General features: G+C 66.3%; 22 protein-coding genes. 11 read left to right on the top strand and 11 right to left on the bottom strand.

What is annotated here, in order from left to right:
- Positions 1-137 precede the first annotated feature (137 nt).
- The 9 genes from XI05_RS21440 to gspM are packed head-to-tail and all read left to right on the top strand — an operon-like array spanning position 138 to position 7,590.
- Positions 138-1,826 (top strand): GspE/PulE family protein, encoded by a 1,689-nt coding sequence (locus XI05_RS21440; RefSeq protein ID WP_271505338.1) that lies wholly within the window; start codon positions 138-140, stop codon positions 1,824-1,826.
- A gap of 3 nt (positions 1,827-1,829) precedes the next feature.
- Entirely contained in the window at positions 1,830-3,041 is a 1,212-nt protein-coding gene (locus tag XI05_RS21435; protein WP_271505337.1) for a type II secretion system F family protein, read from the top strand.
- 22 nt (positions 3,042-3,063) lie between these two features.
- Positions 3,064-3,519 carry a type II secretion system major pseudopilin GspG gene (gene gspG / locus XI05_RS21430; protein ID WP_212260121.1) on the top strand — a complete coding sequence of 152 codons (456 nt, stop codon included), beginning with the start codon at positions 3,064-3,066 and terminating at the stop codon, positions 3,517-3,519.
- Positions 3,482-3,973 (top strand): prepilin-type N-terminal cleavage/methylation domain-containing protein, encoded by a 492-nt coding sequence (locus tag XI05_RS21425; protein ID WP_271505336.1) that lies wholly within the window; start codon positions 3,482-3,484, stop codon positions 3,971-3,973. The genes gspG and XI05_RS21425 overlap by 38 nt, the downstream gene beginning before the upstream one ends.
- The gene (locus XI05_RS21420; RefSeq protein WP_271505335.1) at positions 3,954-4,346 is read left to right on the top strand and encodes a PulJ/GspJ family protein; all 393 of its coding nucleotides are present in this window, start codon (positions 3,954-3,956) and stop codon (positions 4,344-4,346) included. The genes XI05_RS21425 and XI05_RS21420 overlap by 20 nt, the downstream gene beginning before the upstream one ends.
- A gap of 11 nt (positions 4,347-4,357) precedes the next feature.
- Entirely contained in the window at positions 4,358-5,062 is a 705-nt protein-coding gene (locus XI05_RS21415; RefSeq protein ID WP_271505334.1) for a general secretion pathway protein GspJ, read from the top strand.
- The gene (locus XI05_RS21410) at positions 5,059-5,973 is read left to right on the top strand and encodes a general secretion pathway protein GspK (protein WP_271505333.1); all 915 of its coding nucleotides are present in this window, start codon (positions 5,059-5,061) and stop codon (positions 5,971-5,973) included. The genes XI05_RS21415 and XI05_RS21410 overlap by 4 nt, the downstream gene beginning before the upstream one ends.
- Before the next feature lies 1 nt (position 5,974).
- Complete coding sequence (locus XI05_RS21405) at positions 5,975-7,012, top strand: PilN domain-containing protein (protein ID WP_271505332.1); 1,038 nt, start codon at positions 5,975-5,977, stop codon at positions 7,010-7,012.
- On the top strand, positions 7,009-7,590 hold the full coding sequence (gene gspM / locus XI05_RS21400; protein WP_271505331.1) for a type II secretion system protein GspM: 582 nt from the start codon (positions 7,009-7,011) through the stop codon (positions 7,588-7,590). Before XI05_RS21405 ends, gspM begins: the two co-directional genes overlap by 4 nt.
- A 16-nt stretch (positions 7,591-7,606) precedes the next feature.
- On the opposite strand, the gene XI05_RS21395 is transcribed toward gspM, so the two are convergent.
- The gene (locus tag XI05_RS21395) at positions 7,607-11,167 is read right to left on the bottom strand and encodes an autotransporter outer membrane beta-barrel domain-containing protein (RefSeq protein WP_271505330.1); all 3,561 of its coding nucleotides are present in this window, start codon (positions 11,165-11,167) and stop codon (positions 7,607-7,609) included.
- A gap of 469 nt (positions 11,168-11,636) precedes the next feature.
- On the opposite strand from XI05_RS21395, the gene XI05_RS21390 reads away from it, so the two are divergent.
- Positions 11,637-12,230: a hypothetical protein gene (locus XI05_RS21390; protein ID WP_271505329.1), complete on the top strand. Its 594-nt coding sequence runs from the start codon at positions 11,637-11,639 to the stop codon at positions 12,228-12,230.
- A 43-nt stretch (positions 12,231-12,273) separates the two neighbouring features.
- The gene (locus XI05_RS21385) at positions 12,274-13,851 is read left to right on the top strand and encodes a hypothetical protein (protein WP_271505328.1); all 1,578 of its coding nucleotides are present in this window, start codon (positions 12,274-12,276) and stop codon (positions 13,849-13,851) included.
- A 10-nt stretch (positions 13,852-13,861) separates the two neighbouring features.
- Here the strand turns inward: XI05_RS21385 and XI05_RS21380 are convergent, their stop codons facing one another.
- The 10 genes from XI05_RS21380 to XI05_RS21335 form a co-directional block, all read right to left on the bottom strand.
- On the bottom strand, positions 13,862-15,070 hold the full coding sequence (locus tag XI05_RS21380) for a glycosyltransferase family 4 protein (RefSeq protein WP_271505327.1): 1,209 nt from the start codon (positions 15,068-15,070) through the stop codon (positions 13,862-13,864).
- The gene (locus XI05_RS21375; RefSeq protein ID WP_271505326.1) at positions 15,067-15,834 is read right to left on the bottom strand and encodes a class I SAM-dependent DNA methyltransferase; all 768 of its coding nucleotides are present in this window, start codon (positions 15,832-15,834) and stop codon (positions 15,067-15,069) included. The genes XI05_RS21380 and XI05_RS21375 overlap by 4 nt, the downstream gene beginning before the upstream one ends.
- On the bottom strand, positions 15,831-16,952 hold the full coding sequence (locus XI05_RS21370; RefSeq protein ID WP_271505325.1) for a DegT/DnrJ/EryC1/StrS family aminotransferase: 1,122 nt from the start codon (positions 16,950-16,952) through the stop codon (positions 15,831-15,833). The genes XI05_RS21375 and XI05_RS21370 overlap by 4 nt, the downstream gene beginning before the upstream one ends.
- Entirely contained in the window at positions 16,949-17,395 is a 447-nt protein-coding gene (locus tag XI05_RS21365; RefSeq protein WP_271505324.1) for a hypothetical protein, read from the bottom strand. The genes XI05_RS21370 and XI05_RS21365 overlap by 4 nt, the downstream gene beginning before the upstream one ends.
- Positions 17,396-17,521: 126 nt before the next feature.
- Positions 17,522-18,700, bottom strand: a complete 1,179-nt coding sequence (locus XI05_RS21360) for a CgeB family protein (RefSeq protein WP_271505323.1) — start codon at positions 18,698-18,700, stop codon at positions 17,522-17,524.
- 4 nt (positions 18,701-18,704) lie between these two features.
- Positions 18,705-20,009: a hypothetical protein gene (locus XI05_RS21355; RefSeq protein WP_271505322.1), complete on the bottom strand. Its 1,305-nt coding sequence runs from the start codon at positions 20,007-20,009 to the stop codon at positions 18,705-18,707.
- 42 nt (positions 20,010-20,051) lie between these two features.
- Positions 20,052-21,014 (bottom strand): UDP-glucuronic acid decarboxylase family protein, encoded by a 963-nt coding sequence (locus XI05_RS21350; RefSeq protein ID WP_271505321.1) that lies wholly within the window; start codon positions 21,012-21,014, stop codon positions 20,052-20,054.
- A 154-nt stretch (positions 21,015-21,168) separates the two neighbouring features.
- A complete protein-coding gene (locus XI05_RS21345) occupies positions 21,169-21,918 on the bottom strand; it encodes a glycosyltransferase family 2 protein (RefSeq protein WP_271505320.1) in 750 nt (249 codons plus the stop codon).
- 11 nt (positions 21,919-21,929) lie between these two features.
- Complete coding sequence (locus XI05_RS21340; protein ID WP_271505319.1) at positions 21,930-23,333, bottom strand: capsular polysaccharide export protein, LipB/KpsS family; 1,404 nt, start codon at positions 23,331-23,333, stop codon at positions 21,930-21,932.
- Positions 23,334-23,337: 4 nt separating this feature from the next.
- Positions 23,338-24,726, bottom strand: coding sequence for a surface carbohydrate biosynthesis protein (locus XI05_RS21335; protein ID WP_271505318.1), 1,389 nt, complete (start codon positions 24,724-24,726; stop codon positions 23,338-23,340).
- Positions 24,727-24,776: the final 50 nt, after the last annotated feature.

The raw sequence follows: 24,776 nt of genomic DNA, 5'->3' as shown, positions 1-24,776 counted from the left end.
CGATCCCCCTTGGCTCGGACGCGCAATAATTTGCGCCACGATTATGTTTTTGCTAAGCAATAAGTCAAGGGTAAAGGGCCTGCCGCGTCCCGTCGAAGTTGTTGCATTCAGGTAACAAGGTCAACGCTGTGAATGCGATGCGCGACCGCTCCGCAGATAGCTTCCGACAGCATCTTCTGGACAAATATTCATTGCCCCCGCGGGCGCATGTCCATCTCGACAAGTCGGGCAATCCCGCGCCCACGCGCCCCTTGCGTGAATTGTGGGAGGCCACCGATCTTTCGGCGGCCGAATTCGCAGACGAGGTCTCCGATCATTTTGGTCTGCCGCGGCTGAGCCTTCCGCAGCTGCTCGCCGCGACGCCCCGCCTTGAAGGCTTCTCGCGCCGCTTCCTGCGCGAATCCACCATCTTTCCTTTCAGCGCGCCGAACGACGTCGTTCGGCTGGCTGTCGCCGACCCCTCCGACAGGGCGGCGATTCGCGCCGCCGAAATCGTTTTCGGGGCCCCCGTCGATGTCGTCGTGGCCTCCTATGAGGATATCACCACGGTGCTCGATCAGCGCGACGATGCCGATGACGCAAGCGCCGATCGGGGCGGCAGGAGCGTCGCGCAGCAGTCCGACGATGACATCGAGAGCCTGCGCGATCTCGCCAGCGGCGCCCCGGTGGTGCGCGCGCTCAACGATCTCCTGGAGCGCGCGGTGGACCTGCGTGCCAGCGACATCCACGTCGAGCCGTTCCGTGCCGGACTTGCCGTGCGCATGCGCGTCGACGGCCTGTTGCGCGCGCTGCCGTCGCCGCACGGCATTCCGCCGCAGGCGCTGATCTCGCGCATCAAGATTCTCGCCAGCCTCAACATCGCGGAACGGCGCCTGCCGCAGGACGGTGCGGCGCGCGTCCGGGTCGGGCGCAGCGAGATCGACGTTCGCGTCGCGACCATGCCGACCCAGCACGGCGAGAGCGCCGTCATCCGCTTGCTGCCGCGCGACCGCGGCCTCCTCGAGATGAGCAAGCTTGGCCTCGCCGCACGCGACGAGAGCGTGATGACGCGCCTGCTGGCGATGCCGCACGGCATGATCGTCGTGACCGGCCCGACCGGCAGCGGCAAGACCACGACGCTCGCCACCATGCTGTCGATCCTGAACGAGCCGACGCGAAAGATCCTCACCATCGAGGATCCCGTCGAATACGAGATCCCCGGCATCAACCAGTCCCAGGTCAAGCCGTCGATCGGGCTGACCTTCGCTTCCGCCATGCGCGCCTTCGTGCGCCAGGACCCCGACGTCATCATGGTCGGCGAGGTCCGCGACGCCGAGACCGCCCATATCGCGATCCATGCCGCGCTCACCGGCCACCTCGTCTTGACGACGCTGCACACCGAGACGGCGGCGGCCGCCGTACCGCGTCTGATCGATCTCGGCATCGAGGGCTTCCTGCTGAAGTCGACGCTGCGTGCCGTGGTGGCGCAGCGCCTGGTGCGCGTGCTCTGCGACCGCTGCAAGGTGCCGCATGCATTGACCGAGGCCGATCTTGGCAAGGACCCGCGCCTTGCGGTGATCGGCTTCAGATGCGGCGAAGTCGTGCACGAGGCCGGCGGCTGCGAGCGCTGCGGCGGCACCGGCTATCGCGGCCGCAACGGCGTGTTCGAGATCCTGGAAATGTCCGACGAGGTGCGCGCACTGGTCGGGCCGCAAACCGACTCCCATTCGATCGACGCCGCCGCGATGCGCGGCGGCATGACGACGATGCTGGAGGATGCAGTCGCCAAATGCCGGGCCGGGCTCACCACCGTGCCCGAGGTCTTCCGCGTCACGACGGTGCGCTAACGCATGCCGAATTATCGTTACCGCGCGCTCAACGCCAATGGCGAACTGGTCTCCGGGGCGATCGCTGCGCCGGGACCGGCCGACGTCGCACAGCGGATCGAGCGGCTCGGCCTCGTTCTGGTCGACAACGTCACGCCGGAAGAGGGCGGCTCGGCCGGCCGTGTGTTCAGCCTCTTCAACCGGCCGAAACCCGAAGACGTCACCATCTTCACCCGCGACCTCGCGCTGCTGTTGCGCGCCGGCGCCCGCATCAATGACGGATTGGAGCTGCTTGCGGTCGATCCCGATTTCGGCCGGCTGCGTCCGGTCGTCGCCGACATCCGCTCGCGCGTCGTGTCGGGCGAGAGCTTTGCCGAAGCGCTGGCGCGGCACGAAGGGCAGTTCCCGCCGATGTATGTCGCGTTGGTGCGGGTCGGCGAGGCCTCGGGATCCCTCGACCAGGTGCTCGAGGTGCTGGCCGGGGAGCGCACGCGCAGCGAGGCGCTGAGACAGCGGCTGTCGGACGCCATCCGCTATCCCCTGTTCGTGCTGGGCGCGGCGGGATGCGTGTTGTTGTTCTTTCTCACCTTCGTGCTGCCGCAGTTCGCATCGGTGTTGCAGGATTTCGGCGCCAAGATCGATCCGGTCGTCGGCGCCTTCCTCAACGTCTCGACGTTCTTGCGCGGTAATTCCGATGCGGTGCTGGCGGCGCTTGCGGCCGCCATTGCAGCAGCGTGGCTCTTGCTGCGGCAGGAGCGCCTTCGTCGCAGCATCACCAATGCGATCACCCGGCTGCCGGCGATCCGCAACGTGATGAGCGCCTACCGCACGGCGCTGTTCTGTCGCAATCTCGGCCTGCTGCTCGGCAGCGGCGTCAATCTCACCATCACGCTGCGCATCCTCGTCGACATGATGGCGACGACCGGCTCGTCCGCGGTCTGGAGCGACGCCGCCGACCGCGTCCGCCATGGCTCGAAACTGTCCGATGCGCTCGCCGAAACCGAGGCGCTGCCGGCGATGGCGGTGCGCATGCTCCGGCTCGGCGACGAGACCGGGCAATTGCCCATGCTGTCCGGACGCATCGCTGAGTTCTACGAGGCAAAATTGCAGCGCATGCTGGACCGCGCCGTCGGCATCGCGGGTCCGGCGGCGATCATTGCGATATCGCTGGTCGTCGGTGGCCTGATCACGTCGGTGATGACGGCGCTGATGTCGGTGAGCCAGATTGTCGGATAGCAGGGAACGGGAGAGGCTTGAAGTGACCAAACATCCATGCGCAAGGCGCGGCAGGTGGCGCGCGCGGCAAGGGGAGGCGGGCTTCACCCTCGTCGAGATGCTGGTCGTCATCACCATCATCGGCATGATCATGGCGCTGGTCGGCCCGCGCGTGCTGAACTACCTGAGCGAGTCCAAGGCGAAGGCGGCGAAGATCCAGATCGAGAGCTTTTCCAGCGCGCTCGATCTCTACTTCATCGATCTCGGCCGCTACCCCACGTCGAACGAAGGGCTCACCGCGTTGACCCGGGGCAACAATCAGCCCGGCTGGAACGGTCCTTATTTGCGCGGCGGCGTGGTGCCGAACGACCCCTGGGGGCACCTCTACGTCTATCGCTCGCCGGGCGCGAGCGCGCCTTACGAGATCATCTCGCTGGGATCGGACGGTCAGGAAGGCGGCAGTGGAACGGCAGCCGACATTGTCAGCGGCGCGCGCTGACGCCCTCTTCGAGGCGCGCGGCTTCGCGCTGATCGAGATCCTGTGCGTGCTCGCGATCATCGGTCTGCTCGCGGCGATCATCCTGCCGGCGATCCCGCGCTCGACGACGCGCGCCAGGCTCGAGAGCTACGCGGTCGAGACCGCGGCGCTGCTGAAGGCCGACCGCAACGCGGCGCTGCGCTGGCAAACCAGGGTGGCGACCCAGGTAGATGCGGAGGCGCGCGCGATCCGCTCCGGCGTCACCGGGCGGACCATCCGCCTTCCGGCCGACGTCGTGGTGCAGGCGATGCTGGCCGCGCGCTGCGCCGACCGCACGGCGGGCCGGTCGATCGATTTCTTTCCGTCAGGGATGTCGTGTGGCGGGGTGATCGCCCTGGCGCGGCCCGGCATGGGATACGAGGTGCGGGTCAACTGGCTGACCGGAGGCGTCGAGATTGTCACGCAGAAGCTCTGATACGGCCGGCTTCACGCTGATCGAGGCGCTGGTTGCGCTCGCGATCATCGCGGTCGTGCTCGGGACGATCGGCTCCGTCATCGCCGCGACGGCGAAGGGGACGCGCTCGATCGACCAGCAACTGGCGCTTGCGGGCACGGCCGAGACGCTGCTTGCGGATTTGCCGGCGCGCGCTCTGCTGAAGCCTGGCCGGCGGAGCGGCGAGCTGGCCGGCAGCCGGTGGCGGATCGATGTCGCGCCGATGCGTATGGCCGGCGGCGACCCTGCCAGCGATCGCTTCGTGCCGCTAGCCGTCAACCTGCGCCTGGAGCGCGGCGACGGAGCTGCGATCCAGATCACGACGGTGAAGCTGGTGCCGAGGACTTCGCAGTGAAGAATCCGGCAATGAAACGGCTGCGCCGCGCACTGGCCGACGAGGCAGGCTTCACGCTGCTCGAAGTGCTTCTGGCGACGCTGCTGATGACCGTCATCCTGGCGGCGCTGGCGACGGTGACGGCGCAATGGCTGCCGAACTGGAATCGCGGCATTGCCCGCGTGCAGCGCGCCGAGCGGCTCGCAACCGGGCTCGACCGCATCGTGGCCGACCTTTCGGTCGCCGAGCAGATCACCGTCAATGGCGATGCCAGGGCGCCGCTGTTCGACGGCACCGAATTGTCCGTGACCTTCCTGCGCACGGCGCTCGGCCCGAACGCGCGTCCTGGGCTCGAATTCGTTCGTCTGATCGAAAAGGCGGACGCGCAAGGTCTCGCGCTGGTGCGCGAGCGCGCGCCGTTCCAGCCGATGCCGACGGACGGACAGATCCGCTTCATTGATCAGGTCGTGCTGATCCGGGCACCGTTCCGCGTCAGCTTTTCCTATGCCGGACCCGACGGTCAATACCAGCCGACCTGGCGCGGCCAAACCCAGCTGCCGGATCGCATCCGCATCACGGTGCGGGACAGCGCGACCGGACAGGTGCTCGCGGTCTCGGGCGCGGTGGTCCCGCACATCACGGCGCCGGCCGAATGCGCGCGGGCCAAGAATCCGTCGACTTGCGTGACGGCGCGGACCCGGCCGCAACAGGCGGAGAAAGAGGAGCGTCAGCTGTGAACGGAGCGCGGCGCGACCAGGCGGGCCTTCGTGACGATCGTGGCTTCATCGTCGTCGCGGTGCTGTGGATGCTGGCGGCACTGGCGGCGCTCGCGCTGATCTACCTGACCTATGTCACCAACACGGCGGTCACGGTCGCGGTCAATACCGACAGATTGCAGGCCGACGCGCTGGTGAACGCCGGGCTCGAACTTGCGGCCTACCGGCTGACGGCGCAGAACGAGGCGGCGCGCCCGACCAGCGGCACCTTCAATGCCCGCGTCGGCGCCAGCCGGGTCAGCGTGACGTTCCGCTCGGAGGCGGCGCGCGTCGATCTCAACATGGCGCCAAAATCGCTGCTGGCGGGGCTGATGACGGCGCTCGGTGTCTCCACCGCGGACGCACCCGCCTACGCCGACCGGATTCTCGCCTGGCGCTCGTCGGCCGAGCCCGGCCAGGAGCATCCGGAGGATTCCTACTACCGCACGATCGGCGCGCCCTATCTGCCGCGCCACGCGCCGTTTCCGCACAGCGACGAGCTCTGGCTCGTGCGTGGCATTCCGGCCGCCGTCGTGGAGCGCGTGCTGCCCTTCGTCACCGTGTTCAGCAACATGCGGACCGTGAACGTGCTCGATGCCGCGCCGCAGGTGGTCGCCGCACTGCCGGACATGACGCCCGAGAGACTGCAACGGGTCCTGGGCGAGCGCGCCGACCCCAACGTCGATCCGCGCGCCCTGGTCGGGCTCGCCGGCGGCGCCAATGCGACGGTGGAGGGCTCTAGGGCATACCGGCTGACGGTCACGGTCGAGCTGCCGTCGCGGCGTCGGAGCTCGGCCGATATCGTCATTCTGCTTCTCGACGGCGGCGATGAGCCGTATCGTGTATTGTCGTGGCACAATGCCGTCGACGGCTCCGCTGGAAAGCCTCTGTGAGATGAGCTCGCTCGCTTCTCTTCGCGCCATTCTCGATGCCTGGACCGGCACCGTGGCCGGCACGATCGTGGCCGCCCTGGAGCGGGTGGTGGCGCCGCGCGTGGTGAGGCTGGTCGAGACCGATACCGGCGCATTCGCGTTGGAGGCGGCTCGGTCCGAGAACGTTCCGAAGGAGATCGCGTTCGAGAATGGCGAGTTCGCGAGTGCCGACCTCGCGCAGATCGTGCGCGGCAGCCGGGTCGAGATCGTGCTGCGGCCGTCGCGCTTCCTGTTTCGCCCCCTCGAGCTGCCGGCGCGCGCGGCTGATTTCCTCGACGGCATCGTGCGGGCGCAGATCGACCGGCTGACGCCGTGGAGCGCGAGCGAGGCCGTATTCGGTTGCAGCGCTCCGGTGACACATGGCAGCGACGGCATCACCACGGAAATCGTCGCGGCGCCGCGCAAGCTGGCGATGAGCTATGTCGCGGCGGTGACGCCCTTCCATCCCTCGGCAATTGCGATTGCGACGGAGGGGGCGGCAGGCTCGCGCATCAAGGTGTTCGAGCAGAGGTCGCGCGGCGCAGCGGACCCGGTCCGGCTGAGCCGGGTGCTGCAAGCGGTGCTGGCCCTCGCCGCCGTCGCCGCGGTGATCGGGTCGGTCGCAGCGAGCTACCTGGCCGACAGCCTGGGCGCGCAGGAGAGGGAGCTCGAGCGCCAGATCGCCCAGCGCCGCGCCGCGCTCCGCGGCAGCGAAACCGGCGAGCGCTCGCCGCTCGCGCTGCTCGAGCGCCGTAAATACGAGACGCCGGCGAGCGTGATCGTGCTGGAATCGCTGAGCCGGGTGTTGCCGGATCATACCTATGTCACCGAGCTGCATCTTGCGGGCAACAAGCTCCAGATCGGCGGTATCACCCGCGATGCCCCCTCGCTGATCCCCTTGATCGAGCAGTCCCAGCATTTCACCCGCGCCACCTTCTACGCTCCGACCACGCGCAGCTCGTCCGATCCCGGCGAGCGCTTCCACATCGAGGCTCAGATCGAGCCGAGGAACGTGCCATGAGCAGCGCGAAGGCCACTGGTGGCAATGCGGTGGCGCGGGCGCTGGCCGGCTCGCCGCTGATCGCGGTCACCCTCTATGCAGCGGTTGCGGGCGGGCTGCTGCTGACGACCGGGCTGTCGATCGCCGAGATCGTCGCTCATCGCCAGGCCCTGGCGCAAACCTCCGACCTGCTCGACCAGTTTCGCGGCCGGAAGGGCGGTGCCAAGAACGCCGCGGCTTCGATGGCAGAGCGTCCCGGCACGCCGTTCCTGGAAGGCCCGACGGTGACGGTCGCGGGCGCCAATCTGTTGCAGCGGGTTGCCGCGGCGGTCGGCGAAGCCGGCGGCTCGGTGCAGTCCTCGCAGGTCGACGTATCGGGCGCGCAAGCCAAGGACGGCTTCGTCGGCCTCGTCGTGAGCTGCGAGCTGGAGCAGTCCGCGCTGCAAAAGCTGCTCTACGATCTCGAGGCCGGCATGCCGTTCCTGTTCGTCGATCAGCTTGATGTCCAGGTGCCGCAGACCACGGCGCTGAACGAGGCCAGCGCCGGCCGCGTCAGGGTGATCCTGGGCGTCTCCGGCCAGTGGCAGGCCGGGAAGTAGCTCCAAAAGCCGGTGCTCACCAAGAGTACTTGAACACGCCTTTGCCGGAATAGCTGCTGACGTTGCCGGAGAATTCGCCGTCGAAGGTGCCGGCGATCGAGAAGCCGCTCAGCCACTTTATCTCGGCGCTGCCGCTCACGAGCGCGGAGTCGGCATCGACCTTGGCGCCGTTGACCACGAAGCTGGTGCCGGGCAGGGTCTGGAACAACGCGGTGACGGCACGGTTCGGATTGTAGTCGTGCGCCCAGGCGGCGCGGCCGCGCAGCGTCAGCACGCCGTTCTGCATGGCGTAGGACTTGTCGGTGCGCAGGCCGAGCTCGGACCGGGTGTCGGTGAGCGATTGAGCGGTGTAGTTCAGCGCGAACAAGCCGCCGCCGTTGAGGCTTGTTTCCGAATAGTTCGGCAGGTTGAAATTCGTCACCTGCGCCGCCGCGTAAGGCGTGATGCCGATCAGCGGCGTTGCGAAGCGATAGCCGCCTTCGAAGCGGGCCGAGAACGTGTCCGCCTTGAAGCGGCCCTGGAGCTGGTCGGCGCCGGCGAGCGCCACGGTGCGGTTGGTGGTGACGTCGTGCCAGCCATAGGCGAGCGCAGCCGAGACGTAGGCCGGGCCGAAATTGTGTCGGCCATAGGCGCCGGCCTGGAACAGGTCGGCCGAACCCGAGCCCATCGCATTGGCGAGCGAATAGTTCAGCCCGCCGCCCCCGAGCGCGAAGCCGACCAGCGTGTCCATGGACACGCGATAGTCGGCGCCGGCCGCACCGCCCCAGACCCGCGCGGTGAGGTCCTGCGAGCCGACCTGCGCGTTGCCACCGACCTCGGCCGAGCCGCCATAGCCTGCGGACCAGACACTCCAGCGGCTGCTCGGCTGCGACGAGAGCAGTGGCGCTTTGGTCGCCATCGCATAGGCCTCGCGTTCGCGCGCGGTGGCCGGCCGCATCGTGGCATAGGCGGCCGCATCGTCGCTCGCTGCGAAGTGCGCGACGCTGCCCGCCTTGGCAAAGCCGCCGCTTCGGCCCGCGATGGTCGGATCGAGCATCAAGTTCAGGAACTGGCCGTCGGCGTTGATCGCAGACTGGATGACGCCGGTGCCGAGCTCGCCGGAGGCGATGGTCAGTCCGGCCGGCGTCAGCGCGGCAAAGGCCGCGGGAATGCCGCCGGTGCTGTTGAAGAAGTTGGTCAGCGTGTTCGCGACATTCTGCTGGTTGACGGTGAGGCCGCCCGCCGGCGTGAAGTTCACGTTGACGTTCAGGTACACGTTGTTGGGGTCGTAGCTCAGCGTCGCGTTGAGCGTCGGCATGCTGGAGACGACGCTCGGATTGAAAGTGCTGCCGCCGAGGCCGCCGGCCGCGGTCAGGATCGTGTACTGCTTCTTGACCGTGCCGGAGGTGAAGTTCGCGCGCACCGTCGCGCCGCCGAGGTCGGTCGCGCCCGTGACCTGGGTGAGGCTGGCGTTGGTCGAGGAGACCTGCACCAGATAGGTCGAGGCGGCGGTAAAGGTCAGCGATCCGCTGATCGTCATCGGGCCGAACGGGCTCGCCGCGCTGCCGGGCGCCAGCGTGCCGCCATTGACCCCTACGCCGGCGATCGTGCCGCTGCCGGCGAGCGTGCCGCCGGCATTGACGGTGACCGGGCTATTCAGGATCGAGCCGTCCACCACCAGCGTGCCGCCGTTCACGGCGGTCGCGCCGGTATAGGTGTTGATGCCGGTCAGCCTCTGCGTGCCACCCGTCAGCGTCAGCCCCCCGCCGAAGCCGGCATCGTCGATGACGCCCGCGAAGGTGCCGTTGCCGTTCGTGATCGTCAGCGTGTTGGCGCCGAGATTGACCGCGCCGGAGCCGGAGAGCGACCTGATCGAGGTGCCGGCGCTCAGGCCCGCGATGTCGAAGATGCCGTTGGCAATGACGCTGCTCGATGTTGCGATACTGCCATCACTGCCGCCGGAATTGACGAGATCGAGCTCGCCGCCGCTCGCGATGGTCGTGGTGCCGGTATAAGTATTGACGCCGTAGAGCTGCTGCACGGCTCCGTTCGCGATCGCGAGGTTGCCGCCGGTGCCGCCACCGATGCCGCCGTCCTGAATCACGCCGCCGAAGGAATTGCCGAGCGTGACGGTCAGCGTCTTCGATCCCAGCGCGACCACGCCGTTGGCGCCGAATGAGAACAGCCGGGTGACCGACGCGCCGGAGTTGGTCTGGGAAATATCGAACGTCGCGCCTGCGCCGGCAAATCCGACGTAGAGCGAAGTCGCGATCGAGCCGTTACCCTTCAGCGCCAGCGTGGCGCCCGCGTCGATCTGCGTAGCGTTGCTGTAGGTATTTGCGCCCGACAGCGTCTGCGTGCCGCCGAATATCTCGAGCCCGCCGGTGCCCTGGATCACGCCCGCGAACTCGGTCGACCCATTGGTGATCACCATGCCGTTGCCGCCCATGTTGACGACGCCGCTCGAGCTGCCGGCAAGCGTCGTGATGGCGTTGAACGGGACTGAAGAAGCCGAGATGTCGAGCGTCGCATCCACGGTGACGACGCTGGATGAGGAGATGCTGCCGAAGCCGGAGATCGCCAGCGTTCCGGCCGAGATCGTCGTGGCGCCGGAGTAGGTGTTGGTGCCGGTCAGCGTCAGCGTGCCGGTGCCGACCTTGGTCAACCCGCCGCCGGCGCCGGAAATCACGCCGTCGACCTGGGTCGAGGTGTTGAGGCTGCCTGTGGTGAGCGTGTTGGCGCCGAGGACGTAATTGCCCGCACCTTCGATCGATCCGGCCGTCATGCCGCCGCTGGTCAGGCCGGAGATGTCGACCGTGCCGCCGGCATTGGTGATGAAGCGCGCGCTGCCCCCGGTGCTGGTGCCCGCGAAGTTCGTGGTGCCGCCGTTGTTGGTGGTGATGGTGGCACTGCCCGCGGTGGCGGAGCCGTCGAAATTGACCGTTCCGTTGTTGATGAGGGACGAGGTGGCCGCGGTGGTCGTGTTGTAGAAATTCAACGACGCACCCGCTGCGTTGTTGATCGTGGCGGTCCCGGCCGAGGCACTGGTGAAGAAATCGATCTGACCGTTGATGTTGTTGGTGATCTGCGCGCCGCCAGCAGAGCTGGAATCCTCGAAGGTGACGAAGCTGTTGTTGACGAGGCTTGCCGTGCCCGCCGTGCTGTCCTGGATGAAGTTGACGTTGCCGCCGGCATCGTTCGTGATGGTCACGGCACCGGCGCCGCCGCTCGCGGTGCTGCTGTTCTGGAAGACGAGGTTGTTGCCGGAGGTGACCTGGAAGTTCTGGGTATTGACCGTATCGTTGTTGATGATGCCCGTGCCGTTGACGATGAACGGGTTACCGATCGTGACCGAGTAGGCTTGCGAGATGCTCGTGAACGCGACCGTGCCGATGCTGACGACGCCGTTGTTGTTGTCGACCGCCGTGCTTCCGGTGTTGGTGAAGGTCGCCGTGCCGTCCGGCACGCTCGGGTTGGACGACCAGTTGGTGGGATCGGTCCAATCGCTGCTGCCGCCGACCCATGTGCCGTCGACCGCGTGAGCGGCGACGACGCCGAGCGCCGTGGTGGCAAGGAGCGTGGCCAGGGAGTGGCGCATGATGACGGATCGCAATCCGCGTCCGATCCGTCCACCAGCCACCGTCGGTCCTCCCATCTGATCGTCTCAAATCCGCAAGGAAATCATTGCAAGCATGCAACCGTGGCGCGTAGCGAAGCGCCTGCGCCATGATCTCACGGCGTTGCAGTAGCCGGCAATGAACCGGTATCCATTTGCGGCGGGTTCCAGCGCGTCTCGCCCTGCATTTCTGGCGATCGTGGCGGTCGGGCAACATGTTTAGGCATTGCAACATGCCAAGACTGTTTCGGGCCCGTCCAATTCGGCGAAACGGCGTGGGTTGATGACGCACCGGATCGGAACTAGTTTGGCGCGGACGCCTCGCCGTCGTCGTGGCGCGGCCGGCGGTCGCAGGGGAATATCAATGTCCGGGTGGCTCAGGCCGACAGGATTGGCCGTCTTGTGCGTGGTTCTCGGCACCGCGGGAACCACGGCGGCTACCTCTTCACGCATGGACGTCCTGTCCGATGACGCCGTAGGCAGTCCCGCCGAAAGTGTCGATGTCGGAACGATCAGGCCGATCGCGCGCCCTGCGCAACAGGCGCCCGGCAAGCCCGTTCCGCGCGGCAACCCGTTGTGGTCGGTGCCGATCTCGGCGCTGACCGCGACTCAGGAACGCCCGATCTTCTCGGCCATGCGGCGGCCGGCGCCGCGCGCGGTTGCCGCAACGCCGGTCGAAGAGGTCTATGCGCCAGCACCCAAGCCGGTCGAGGCACCGCCGCCCTTGTTGCTTGTCGGGGCCGTCGTCGGCGAGGGCGATGCCATCGCGATTCTCGTCAACCGTACCGATCAGAAGGTCGTGCGGCTGCGGCAGGGCGAGTCGCTGGGCGGCTGGTCGCTGATTTCGGTGCAGCCGCGCGAAGTGACGTTCAAGCAGGGCGAACGCAGCGAGGTGCTGGCGCTGCAGCGGCTCGACGCAGCCGTTCCCGCGAGCCCGCCTGCGGATGTCGGGGGCAAGCTGACGATGCCGGGCCCGGCCGACCCGTCGTTTGTGCCGTTCGTGCCGCGTTCGACGCCGAAGAACGGCGAGTCGGATGGGCTCTGAGCACTGGCGCGCCGGGCCGATTGCTTGACGGGAAGGACGCGGCTTGACCGACAAGCAGATTGACGTGCCGGAGCCGGCCGACGGTTCGAGCAGACCCGGTGTCGGTCGCGCCGGCCGCCTCTTGCAGGGCTGGTCCGCGAACCTGGTCCAGATGGCGTTGGGGCTGTCGCAGCAGCTTCTGCTCATCCCCGCCTTCCTGCACGTCTGGACCGGCGACACGCTCGCGGCCTGGCTCGCGATCTACGCGGCAGGCAGTCTCGTCGTCGTCGCGGACGCCGGATTGCAGCTTCGCGCGATCAACCGGTTTCTCGCGTTCAAAGCCTGCGCCGATTGCGACGGCCGCACGGCGAACTTCTATTCAGCCCTGCTGCGGATCTATTTCGTCATCATCGCGGTGATCGGTGTGCTGTTGTGCGCGGCCGTGGCCCTGGCGCGGCCATCGATCGTGCTCGGCTTCCAGGCGACGCCGACCTTCGATGCCGCGATGCTGGTGATGATCCTGGGCATGCTTCTGACGCTGCCCGCCAATCTCGTCTCCGGCCTCTATCGCGTGCGCGGCCGCTATGGCCGGACGGTCTGGCTGCAAAATGCCGCGCTGCTGCTCGGACAGATCGCGCAGCTTGCGGCGCTCGCCTTGTTCGGCAGCCTGCTTGCGGTTGCGATCGCCTTCGTGTCGACGCAGCTCCTGTTCGCGCTTCTGCTCACCGCGTTCGATGCGCCGCGGCTGTTTCCGTTCCTGCAACGTCGCGGCAAGCCGCCCTTCGTGCCACCGTCGCTGCGCTGGAGCGTCGGACAGTTCGGCCGTGCAGTACCCTTTGCGGTCGCCAACATCACCGAGCTGGCGCTGGTCAACGTTCCGGTGCTGCTCGTCTCCGCGCTGGTCACGAACCGCGTCGCGGTGGCGCAATGGGGACTGACCCGCGTGATCGCGAGCCTGGTGCGCGGCCTGTGCCTCCAGGCGGCGCTGCCGCTCGCCGCCGAGCTCGGCCACGACCATGCGATCGGCGACAAGGACCGGCTGCGCCGGCTCTACGCCCACGGCTCGGTGTTCGTGACCGGACTTGCCTGCGTGATCGTCGCGGGCCTGCTGCCGTTCTGGCCCGACTTCTTCGCGTTATGGACCCATGGCAGCATCCCCTACGACGCCCCGCTCACGGTGACGCTGCTGCTCGGCTCGGCGGTCGTCGCGCCGTCACTGCTGGCGTTGGCCTTTGCCAATCACAGCAATCGCGGCGACCTCCTGATCCGGGCCAAGGGTCTGCAGCTCGTGGTCTTCCTGGCGCTGTCCTTCGTCCTGATTCCGCGGCTGGGGCCGCTGGGTGCCGCGCTCGCGGTGGTCGCAAGCGACATTCTCGTCCAGTTCGGGCTGCTCGCGCTGATGGTGATGCGCCAGACCTTGCATCATCCGGGACGGCACGTCGCCTTCCTGATCGTCATGGCCGTCGGCATCGTGGTGTCGGGCTGGCTGATCGGGCAGGCGATCATCCTGCTCGTGCCTGGAAGTGGGCTTCTTCATTTCCTCGTGGAATGCGCGATCTGGCTGGTCGCAGTCGGCGGGCTCGCAAGCCCACTGCTGAGCAAGGCGCTGCGCGAGCGGTTGCGGGCGCTGATTCCGGCTTAGCGGTTGCAGCTCATCGCGCGGTCAATGCCAGACGGTGCTTCAGCCGTTCGAGGTGACGGGCGAACTGCCGATGGCCGGCTTCGGTTTCCGCCGCAAATTGCGCCAGCCGGAGATGACCGGCGGAGCGCAGCCGCTCGCGCGTGCCGTCGTTGCGGAGGGTGAGGATCGCATCGGCAAGCGAGCGCGGATCGTCATAGTCGAACAGCAGCGCGGCGTCGCCGGCCTGGGCCTTGAAAGCCTCGGGATAGATCACCGGTGTGCCGACCGCCCAGGCTTCGAGGGGGGGAAGATTGGTCGGGCCGAAATAGCTCGGCATCACCAGCGCCGCGGCGCCGCGGTAGAGCGCGCCGAGCTCGCTCGACTCGACGAAGCCGATGATGGAGATCTGGTCCGACAAGCCGTAGCTGCGGATTGCTGCATCGATCTTGTCGCGGCCGCCGCGATCCGATCCGCACAGCACCAGCCGTTCCGTGATCCCACGCTCGCGCAAGCTCGCGAGCGCGGCCAGCAGCGTCATGTGGTTCTTGTGCGGCCAGAACTGCGCCGGATAGAACAGATAGCCGGGCTCGAGCCGGTATCTCGCCAGCACCGCCGCATCGTCGGCGGCATCAAGCGTGGACTGGTTGACATAGGTGGAGGGCGAGAACGGGATGCACACCGCGCGCTCCCGCTCCATGGCATAGCGGCGGCTGAGGTCGTCGACCAGCTCCGGCGCATTGACGATCACGACTGCCGCCTTGGTGCTGGCAAGGCCGAACAGGATCTCGCGGCGCTCGAATTCGCCGAACGTCCTGACCTCCGGAAACTCCGGCGCATCGCGATGGCATCCGTCGAAGATCGTGATGATGAAGGGCAGCTCGTAGAGCAACAGGTGCCGCTTCGAGGTCGAGGTGAAATGCACGACGTCGATGCCATCGCGGATCAGCGTGCGCTCGAACGCCGATTTCAGCTTCAGCGCGATCTGGACGAGATCGAACGGCCGGCAATATTTCAGGAACAGGAAGACGTGGTCGAGCGGGCCGAACTTGAGGAGGCGGGCCGCGACGCCGAACTCCTTCAGGATGTCCAGCGTCTTCGGGTAGGGCGAGTACACCACGATCTCGTTGCCCGAACCGACCGCCCAGTCGCGCAGCCAGAGCAGGTCGTTGAGCGGCTGCTGGAAGCCGCCGCCGACCTCGAGCGCTTGCTCCAGCATCACGGCGAGGCGCAGTGGTCTCACGGCGTGACGCTCTTTCTGGCGACGGCATAGGCCGCCCAGCTCTTCGAGTTCGGCGGCACCTGTGTCAGCCATGCGGCGTGCGCTGCGGGCTGGAAGCCGCTCGCGGCGAGCGCGGCGTCGATCTCGAACGGAAACCAGTAGCGCATGTGGTGGGCTTCGTCGACGCGCCGGATCGTGGCGCGGTCCATGTCTTCGCAAAACAGCGTGTAGTTCACGGTGACGGTGGCGGCTTGCTCGTCATGATCGGATTGCGCAATGCGGGTGAGCCGCAGCGGCTTCTGCTCGATCACCTTGACGCGCGTCTCGACGCCTTGCGCGAGCACGGCGCCGCCGTACCAATAGTCGAAGAAGAATAGGCCGCCAGGCTTCAGCGCCGCATGGGCCGTGCGGAACATGGCTGTCAGCGCGTCGGGGCTGGTCTGATAGCTCGCGACATGGAACAGTGACACCACTGCGTCGAAGTCGCGCTCGGGACCGGTCTTGCGGGCATCGCCCTGCCGGAACGGAATCGACAGTCCGGCCTGATCGGCGCGTGCTTTGGCGCGCGCGATCATCTCGTGGCTGAGATCGACGCCGGCGACGTCCCATCCCAAGCGGGCGAAGGCGAGCGCATGCAGGCCGGTGCCGCAGCCGAGATCGAGTAGCCTGCCCGAGGAAGCGCCGTGATCGCGCAGTCGCGCTTCGACGAATGCCGTCTCCTCCGCGTAGTCCTTGTCCTGATAGAGAAGATCATACCAGGGCGCGTATTCGGCGAATACCGTCACGCCAGGATCTCCTTGAGCGCCTCAGCCGAGCGCGCGATCTCGCCGTCGGTCAGGGCAAGCCCGCTCGGCAGGTAAAAGCCGCGCCGGGCGATGTATTCAGCATTCGGATGGTTTTCGTTCAGCATCAGGCCCATCCGGCGCAGCACCGGCTGCTCGTGCATGCACCAGAAGAACGGCCGCGTCCCGATGCCGTTCTCGCCGAGGCGCCGCATCGCCTCCTTGGCGTCGAACGGCACGTCCTCGTTCAGCACGACACCGTAGACCCAGTAGATGTTGTCGGCATAGGAGGTGCGGGCGACCGGGCGGCGGATGCGGTTGAGCCCTGCGAGATGTTCGTCGTAGAGCCGGCCGATCCGGCGCTTGATCTCGACCGTGCGCGGCAGGCGCTCGACTTGCGCGACGCCGAGCGCGGCCTGCAGGTTGGTCATCCGCGCGTTCCAGCCGAGCTCCTCGTGGACGAAACGCTGCTGCGGCTGGAAGCAGAGATTGCGATAGGATTGCAGCCGATCGGCGAGCGCGTCGTCGTCGGTGAGGATCATGCCGCCTTCGCCGGTCGTGACGTGCTTGTTGGGGTAGAAGCTGAAGGTCGATACGTCGCCGAAGCTGCCGCAGGGCGCGCCGCGATAAGTCTGGCCGTGCATCTCGGCGGCGTCCTCGATCACCTTCAGATTATGCTTGCGGGCGAGCGCCAGGATCGGATCGAGGTCGACCGGCAGGCCGTAGATGTGGACCAGCATGATCGCACGCGTGCGCGGCGTGATCGCAGCTTCCACGCCCGCCGCCGTCATGTTCCAGGTCGCGGGATCGCAATCGACCCCGACCGGCACGAGGCCTGCCCGGACCAGCGCGGCGGCGCAGCTGATGATCGTGAAGGTCGGGATGATGACTTCGGACCCCGTCTCGAGCCCGAGCGCATGGACCGCGATGTCGAGCGCGACCGAGCCGTTGGTGACCGCGATGCCGTGCCGCCGTCCGGCGGCGGCGGCCATCGCCTGCTCGAAGCGCTTGATGAACGGTCCCTCCGACGAGATCCACCCGGTCCGGATGCATTCGGCGAGGTAGTCGGCCTCGTTGCCGTCGAGCAGCGGCGTGTTGACGGGAATGAAGGGGGCAGTCACAGGCCCGGACCCTTGATCCGGATTTCGGACGGGGCGGCCTCTGGAAAGCGGGTCTTGTCGTTCTCGCCGGAATAGGGCCCTTGCTTCACCTCGAACATCTCGAGCGGTTCGAGCACGTGGAAGCCGTGGGCACCGCTGCACAACAGGATGATGTCGCCGGCAACGAGCACGCGGCTTTCGAGATATTCTTCCTCGACCGTGTAGAAGTCGACCTGCAGCTTGCCCTTCTGGATCAGCAGGACCTCCTGGGTGTAGTGCACCTCGCGCGTCACTTTGTTGTGGCGATGAGGCTCGATGGTCTTGCCTTGCGGATGGCTCATGAAGGCGAGCTGCTGCGACAGTTCCGGCGTCGAAAAGAAGTGGATGCCGGGCTCGCGAAACGAGGCTCGCACGATGATCGCGTAGAGCTGGTCGCCGAATCGAACATGTTCGACGTGTTGCATCGTAGGCCTCGAAAAAATCGCTGCAATTTGAGGGAGATAGCTGTCCCGCTGAGCACTTTGGCCATTTTGGCCGGGACCGTCAAGGGTGCGCGGAAGATCACGATTGCTGCGCCCGCCGGCGGCAATTCAGCCGAGATGAGCGAGGATCTCCTCGACACGTCGGCGGAAGGTATGCGCGGCAGATGTCCTCGCTTGTCCCGCCTTCGCAATGGACTGGCGCGCCGCGTCATCAGCGAGATACCGGTCGATCATCGCGATGCAGTCCTCGACGTTGCGCCACGCCACGACCTCACGCTCCCCGGCGAACAGCGTGTGGAGATTGTCCTTGAAGTCGGTGAGCAGAAATGCGCCGACGCCGGTTGCTTCGAACAGACGCGCATTGCCGGCCTCGCGGCCGGCCATGTCGATGTGCGAGTTGAGGGTGATGCGCGAGGCGCGGAGCGCCTGATACATTTCCACCCCCCACACCTCGCCCTGATAACAGCGATGCAGCGGCGAGGAGGCGGGAAGGGAATGCAGGCCGCTGCCGAACAGTTTGAGATCGTAGCGCCGCGCCACCGCCTCGAGCTGCGCCACGCGCAGTTGATGATCCGCCGATACAGCTCCGACGAAGGTGACGTCGAATTCTTGCGCCGGCTGCGGAGGCAGGACGTCGAGGATATCAGGCTCGAAGGCGAGATGAACCACTTCGCTGCGCGCTCCGTGGGCCCGGAAGAAGTCCACCACCGCAGCCATTTGCGAAATCATGAGGTCGTAGACCGACCAGTCCTCGCCGCGCGAGGGCGAGATGCCGACCTGGCCGATCAGCACGGGGCGGCCGATTGACTTGATCCGGCGCGCGAGGCGCGTGTCGACGTGAAACAGATCCTGGTTGAGCACGAGATCGGGCTTGAACTCCTCGACCTGCGCCAGCAGGACCTGTTCCGCTTCGGCGTCGAGGCGCGGGCTGAGCCCGACCTTGCGCGCGAGCGGCCGCAGTATCGGCTTGAACGGCGCGACTGCGCGTTGCAGCCAGCCGGGCACGGCATCGCGCGCCGCCGGCGTGCCGGGCGGCGGCGGCTCGCTGACGGCAAGGCCGTGCTCGCGTGCCCAGGCTGCCCGCATCCAGGGATTGTTGACGTGGATGTCGGCGGCGACGTGCCCGAGCCCGGCGAAATTGCGCGAGTAGAAGTCGGCGACGCCGAACAGGCTGGCGTTCCGTGCCGCCATTTGCGCCGCGTAGGTCTCGGTCTCGAGGCCGGGCCGCCGCTGGTAGAGCCAGGACAGGAAGCGCGGATAATCGGCGTTGAGGATCAGGATGCGCACGGCGTCACGGCTTGGGTTCAAACAGGCTACGGGGCATCACGTACCAGAGCAGGAACAGGATGGCGGTGCCATGGGTGAGCATGGCGACCGAGAGCGGCACATTGAGCAGGATGTGCGGCAGGATGCCTGACGACATCAGGACGAAGCGGGGCGGGAGCCCTGCGGAGGCGCGGTTGCCGAGCGCCAGTACGAAGCCTGCCGCAAGCGCGGTCAGCGGTGCAAGCCAGGGGCCGACGGACGCGATACCCTCCGTCGCAAACAGCGACGCATTCAAGTTGCCGAAATCGTAAGTGTTGTGCATCACCACCGCGAGCGGCTCGTCGTAAGGGCAATGCGTCAGCGGCTTGAGAACGGAGATCTGGCAGAACCAGGTCAGCGGATGGCTGGCGAAGAAGTGATTGTAAAGGTCGAGCGCGCCCGATGCCGTCGCGATCGTCCGGATGTTGACGATATCGAAATATCGACCGGGAATGCTCCTCAGACTTGCCTCTGTCAGCCAGATCACCAGCAGCCCGATCAGCATCGGGCCGAAAATCGAGACAATGGCCGCTGCTCTCGCCTGCAGAAACCGCGACAGCATGGCCACCGCGATCAACCAGGCCGGCGTGAAGAACGCGAACTTCGTGAGTGTGATCGGATAGAACAACAGCAGCAGGATCAGCACCAGGATGGCGCGCCAGGGATGGCCGAGCAGCCAGTAGCAGGCGAAGGCGAACGGCAGCAGCGCGCCGGAAACCCAACCGATGAGATATCGCAGCGGTCCCGGAAAATCGAGGCTGTCACGGTAGTCATAGATGTTCGCGACCGAGACCAACCTGAAATTGTAGCTCGCAGCCATCGCAATGACGGCCGCAGAGATCGCCAGAATGAGGGTGAGCAGCTGCTCGAAGCGGGCGTTGGACAGGATCACCAACGATCGCAGCGGCGCCCTGATGAACAGCACGGGCATCAGGAAGAGCAGCAGCGACAGCGCTGCCGAAGCACCCGCGAGCAGATGCGGATAGCTGTACTCGGAGAAAACGTCGATCCACAGGAAGCCCAGGATCATCGTGTAGAAGTAGAATCCGACGAAATAGCCGAAGCAGAAGCGGGCAGAGACGAACAGCAGCGAGACGGCGGAGAAGCCGATCGCGACGATGACCGCGATCCACAAGCGCCTCGGGTTGAAGTCGATGGAGAGCTGGAAAGTCGCGACCTCGATCAGCGACAGGCAGGTGACGGCGCTGTGCAGCAGCACCAAGGTCCTCAGCCCGCCCTTCGAGTCCAGGTAGGCGCGGAAATCGCTGATGATACCTGGCGGTGCGCTCATTGCCGAAGCTCGCTACGGGACGCTGAAGGGTGCCGAGCGGGATCAGGCGATTTCGAGCGAGTGCTTGAAGTAGGCGATCGTCTCCTTCAGCCCGTCTTCGAGCGCAACCTTCGGCTCCCAGTTCAGCACTGCCTTCGCCTTGGTGAGGTCGGGCTGGCGCTGACGCGGGTCGTCCTGCGGCAGCGGCTTGAACTCGAGCTTGGAGCGCGAGCCGGTGAGCTTGATGACCCTCTCGGCGAGCTCGCGGATCGTGAACTCGGAATTGTTGCCGAGATTGATCGGGCCGGTGACGTCTTCCGCAGTCACCATCAACCGCATGATGGCCTCGACGAGATCGTCGACATAGCAGAACGAGCGGGTCTGGCCGCCGTCGCCGAACACGCTGATCGGCTCGCCCTTCAGCGCCTGGACGATGAAGGACGAGACCACGCGACCGTCATTCGGCTGCATGCGCGGGCCGTAGGTGTTGAAGATGCGCGCCACCTTGATCGGCAGGCCGTGCTGGCGCCAATAGTCGAAGAACAGCGTCTCGGCGCAGCGCTTGCCCTCGTCGTAACAGGAACGGATGCCGATCGGATTGACGTTGCCCCAGTAATCCTCGGTCTGCGGATGGATCAGCGGATCGCCATAGACCTCGCTGGTCGAAGCCTGGAAGATGCGCGCCTTGAGCCGCTTGGCGAGGCCGAGCATGTTGATCGCGCCGTGCACCGAGGTCTTGGTGGTCTGCACGGGATCGCGCTGGTAGTGGATCGGGGAGGCCGGACAGGCCAGGTTGAAGATCGCGTCGACCTCGATGTAGAGCGGGAAGGTGACGTCATGCCGGACCGCCTCGAACAGCGGATTTGCGATCAGATGGGCGATGTTGCGCCGGCTGCCGGTGAAATAATTATCCGCGGACACCACCTCGGCGCCGGCATCGAGCAGCCGCTCGCAGAGGTGCGATCCGATGAATCCGGCGCCCCCGGTCACGAGGATGCGGCTGTTCTTGTAGCTTTCAAACGGCATGATCGGTTCCAGATTGTCGGCGGCGAGGGCAGCTGAGTGGTATCGGCAACGGCCGGACTCGCCAATAGCCAAGTGGGCTTGCGCTGAGGTATTTAACTACCTCTACTGTGCATGGGGTTGTTTTGGCACTTTTCGGCCGGGTCCCGCCATACCGCTAGAACTCCCTTCGCTTCAGCCAGGCCCGAGCCCCCCAATGGGCAAAGCACCAGGCTGATCTGATCGGCGAGAGCTGCTCGACATTGCGGTAGATCTGCCAGACCCATTTGGCAGAGCGCATCGGGCGGCTCGAGACCGAGGATCCCCGGACGCGGTAGCGCGCAAGATCCTCGTTGAGGCCGTATGCAGTATGGCCGCGCTTGAGGATCGAGAGCCACAGGCAGAAATCGTCGTAGCCCTCGTTCTTCATCGCGACGGGACCTGCGATCTCGCGGTCGACCATCGCGGTCAGCGTCGCGATCGCGGTGTTCTTCAGGAGCTGCCCATAGGTGAGCGAGGGCGGCACCTCGATCAGCCGTCCGGTCACCGTGTTGGTCTCGTTGATCCGTCGGAAGGCGGTGTAGCTGAGCGCGGCCTGCTTCTCTTTCGCGAAGGCAAGCTGCCGCTCCAGCTTCTCGGGCAGCCACAGGTCGTCGCTGTCGAGGAAGGCGAGATAGCGGCCCTGCGCCTGGTCGATCGCGGCCTGACGCGCCAGCGCCGGCCCGCCGTTCTTCGCCTGCCGGATCAGCTTGACGCGCGGATCGCGCTCGCCGATCTCGGCGATGACCTGCGGGGTCTTGTCGGTCGAGCAGTCGTCGGCGATCAAGAGCTCCCAATCGGCGAATGTCTGGCTCTGCACCGAGCGGATCGTCTCCTCGATCAGGCCTTCGACGTTCCAGGACGGTGTGATGATCGAGACGAGCGGCATGACGGGTCCGTTCAGTTCACGCGGGCCGGCTCGGCGATCGCGGCACGCAAGGTGTCCGTAAACGTGTCGAGCAGCTTGGCGTCGCCGACATAGAGCTCGCCCGGATAAGACCGTCGCCAGGCCGACTCGAAGTAGGGCGCGCCCTTGGCCGGATCGAACGGCCCGGCGGCGAGCGCCGCGCGCAACCGTGCGGGCACATCGGCCAGACGATCGACCGCATAGACCAGCGGACAGGAACGGTAGAATGCGTCGCCCATCACCACCACCGGCTTGCCGAGCAGCAGCGCTTCGGCGCCCGACTTGCTGTTGACGGAGACGACGGCAGCGGCGCGATCGAGCACGGTGTAATTGTTGGTCTGCGGCGGCAACAGTACGAAATTGTCGAACCGGCGCGCGAGCTCGAACAGGCGGGCGGCCGAGATGGCGCCGATCTGGGCGGGATGCTCCTTCACCACCAGCACATGCGAGTCCGGGATCGTCCGCAGCAGGAAGTCGACGGTCGCGACCTGGTCTAGATAGTCCGGCGAGCGCAGCGTCAGCGCCATGTCTGCCGGAACGTGGAACGGATAGTAGACGAAGGGCGTTTCGGGGAGCGGTTGGTAGAGCTTGCGCAGCCGCGTCGCGTTGAGCGCCATCGCGGCATGCACCTGGGCATGACGCAGATTGTGCCCGAACTCCTGGTGCTTGCCGAGCGCGAACTGGTCCCAGAGCTTCTCGACGAGGCGATTGGCGTTGCGCAAATTGACGACCTTCTTGAAGGCCGCCGAATAGTGATGTTGATCCTTCTTGGGAATGACGATCGCGCGCTGCGTCAGCGTGTCGTCGAGATATCCGCGTACCTCGGGGGACACGGATTCCGCGGGCTCCGCCATCATATCGGGAGCGGCAAAGCTGTCCGGCGTGAAGTACATGCGGCCGCGAAAGAACGAGGGCTCGATGAACCAGTTGCGGATGTTGCGGCGCCTTGCCGCGTAGAAGCTCGCGATCACCGAGAGAAAGCCGCCGAGCTCCTGCACCAGCTCGGCGCGCTTGCCTTGCCGCTCCAGCCGGTCGAGCAGCGTCTCCATGGCGTTGGCGTAGATCATGAAGCGCCGGCGCAAGGCGGCAGTATCGCGGATGCCGAAGGTGAAGCGCTCATGGCTGAACAGGAAGTTGGTTCCGTCCAGTCCGTAAGACGCGACGCGCATATCGAACGCGCTGCGATCGTCGGGAGAAGGGCCGGCCTTGAGGCCTTCGCGATACATGTTCGTGACCGGCACGCCCTCGGCCGCCGACATCTCGGCGCTGCGATCGTCGAAGGCGAGCAACTCCACGTCATGGCCTGCCGTGCGCAACCGCTGCGCAACCGGAATCCAGAACCGGGTCTGGTATTCGGCGAGCGTGGTGATGAGAATGGTCTTTGCAGCTGTTGTCATGGCTCTAATGGGCGTGTTCGATCGCAATGCTCGCGAGCGGCAAGCCCGTCATCGCGCAATGCGCGCGTCTTGCCGTAAATTGCGACGGGCTGGCCTGATCGTGCGCGGCGATACGCTGAAGCAGGCGCTGGACGAGGGACGGTGCGATCCGCTTGTCGCGCCGGGCCGGATTGAACTGGCTGCGCAGCCGCTCGGTGACGGCCGAGCCGAGCGCCGCGCTGGCGGCGCCCTTGATGATCTGGCCGATGCTCGGCTTGTCGCGCGTGCCCTTCACGGTCGCAAGCAGCGATACGTAGGGCCGAGGCGAGACCTTTGCGCGGGTCAGGACGTCGGCGACGCGTTCGGCGGCTTGCCCGTCGTTCAGATGAAAGAAGGCCTCGATATCGGCGGCGTGGACGCGGGCGAAATCGAACGCCTCGGTCTCGCGCTCGATGTGGTCGATGGCGCCAAGCAGCTCGTCGAACGAGGCGATCGGCCGGCTCACGCGTGCGGGCAGCGCGGCATGGCCGGCGGTCGTCGGCGTGTTCAGGTACTCGAGCTGGAGCGGGAGCTTGCCGAGCAGGACCGATTCTACGGCCGTTCCGCAATTGAGATGAATGACGGCGGCTGCATTGCGGATGCGGTCGAGCACGCTGCCGGTCCCGTCGATCAGGACGTTGGCGTGGCGCGAGAGCGCGTTGCGATAGACGTCTTCGCTCTCGAACGGATGCGGACGCACGAGGATGTTGCGGTCGGGGCGCGCTGCGGCAAGCCGGTCGATCTCGGCGAGATAGTTGGCGAAGACCTGCTTCAGGTCCGCGATGAAGCGATCGACATAGGCGCCGTCCCAGCCGGCCCGCACCATTGCTTCTCGCTCGCCGCCCGGCTTGCCGGTGAAGCGTGAATTGACCAGCGGAAAGTTGGCGTTGACGAGCAGATAGCCGCGCGGCTCGCCGTCGAGCAGCGTGCGCCAGCGTGGCGCTGCGAAATCGAAGCGGGGGCATCCGGTGAGGTGAAGCTGCTCCGGCTTCATGACGCCGGTCGCGAGGAAGGCGTCGTGCAGCCGGCTGCCCCAGAAGAAATAGCCCGTCAGGATGTCCGCGTAGCCGCTGCCCTTGATGTGAGCCGCCATGGCCGGTGGCGAATTGCCGCCCTTTTCGGCGAGCACGCCGCCCTCGGTATCGAGCACGTAAAGCGCGAGGCCGGCTCTGGCAAAGCTGCGCATCAGGTCGAGATTGACGGCACGTGCGTAGTTGACGACCAGCGCGTCCAGCCCGAGTCGCGGAACGTCGACGGCCTGCTCGTACATCGGCACCAGCATGACGGAGACGCCACGCCGCGCGAGTTGATAAGCGAGCATGACTGCCCCCGGCAGGTCACGCTTGGGGTGATCGACCACCAGGCCTATGCGCACTCTTCGCGTCTCCTCGAGTCGATCAAGACGTTCATCGATCTCCTGAACAT

Source organism: Bradyrhizobium sp. CCBAU 11357, assembly GCF_028128865.1.
Lineage (GTDB): Bacteria > Pseudomonadota > Alphaproteobacteria > Rhizobiales > Xanthobacteraceae > Bradyrhizobium.
This window is presented reverse-complemented; position numbering and strand designations above follow the sequence as displayed.

Coding starts and splice junctions, on each gene's coding strand:
- XI05_RS21440 (WP_271505338.1), top strand. CDS start 138: ATGCGCGACCGCTCCGCAGATAGCTTCCGACAGCATCTTCTGGACAAA.
- XI05_RS21435 (WP_271505337.1), top strand. CDS start 1,830: ATGCCGAATTATCGTTACCGCGCGCTCAACGCCAATGGCGAACTGGTC.
- XI05_RS21415 (WP_271505334.1), top strand. CDS start 4,358: ATGAAACGGCTGCGCCGCGCACTGGCCGACGAGGCAGGCTTCACGCTG.
- XI05_RS21405 (WP_271505332.1), top strand. CDS start 5,975: ATGAGCTCGCTCGCTTCTCTTCGCGCCATTCTCGATGCCTGGACCGGC.
- gspM (WP_271505331.1), top strand. CDS start 7,009: ATGAGCAGCGCGAAGGCCACTGGTGGCAATGCGGTGGCGCGGGCGCTG.
- XI05_RS21395 (WP_271505330.1), bottom strand. CDS start 11,167: ATGCGCCACTCCCTGGCCACGCTCCTTGCCACCACGGCGCTCGGCGTC.
- XI05_RS21390 (WP_271505329.1), top strand. CDS start 11,637: ATGGACGTCCTGTCCGATGACGCCGTAGGCAGTCCCGCCGAAAGTGTC.
- XI05_RS21365 (WP_271505324.1), bottom strand. CDS start 17,395: ATGCAACACGTCGAACATGTTCGATTCGGCGACCAGCTCTACGCGATC.
- XI05_RS21355 (WP_271505322.1), bottom strand. CDS start 20,009: ATGAGCGCACCGCCAGGTATCATCAGCGATTTCCGCGCCTACCTGGAC.
- XI05_RS21350 (WP_271505321.1), bottom strand. CDS start 21,014: ATGCCGTTTGAAAGCTACAAGAACAGCCGCATCCTCGTGACCGGGGGC.
- XI05_RS21345 (WP_271505320.1), bottom strand. CDS start 21,918: ATGCCGCTCGTCTCGATCATCACACCGTCCTGGAACGTCGAAGGCCTG.
- XI05_RS21340 (WP_271505319.1), bottom strand. CDS start 23,333: ATGACAACAGCTGCAAAGACCATTCTCATCACCACGCTCGCCGAATAC.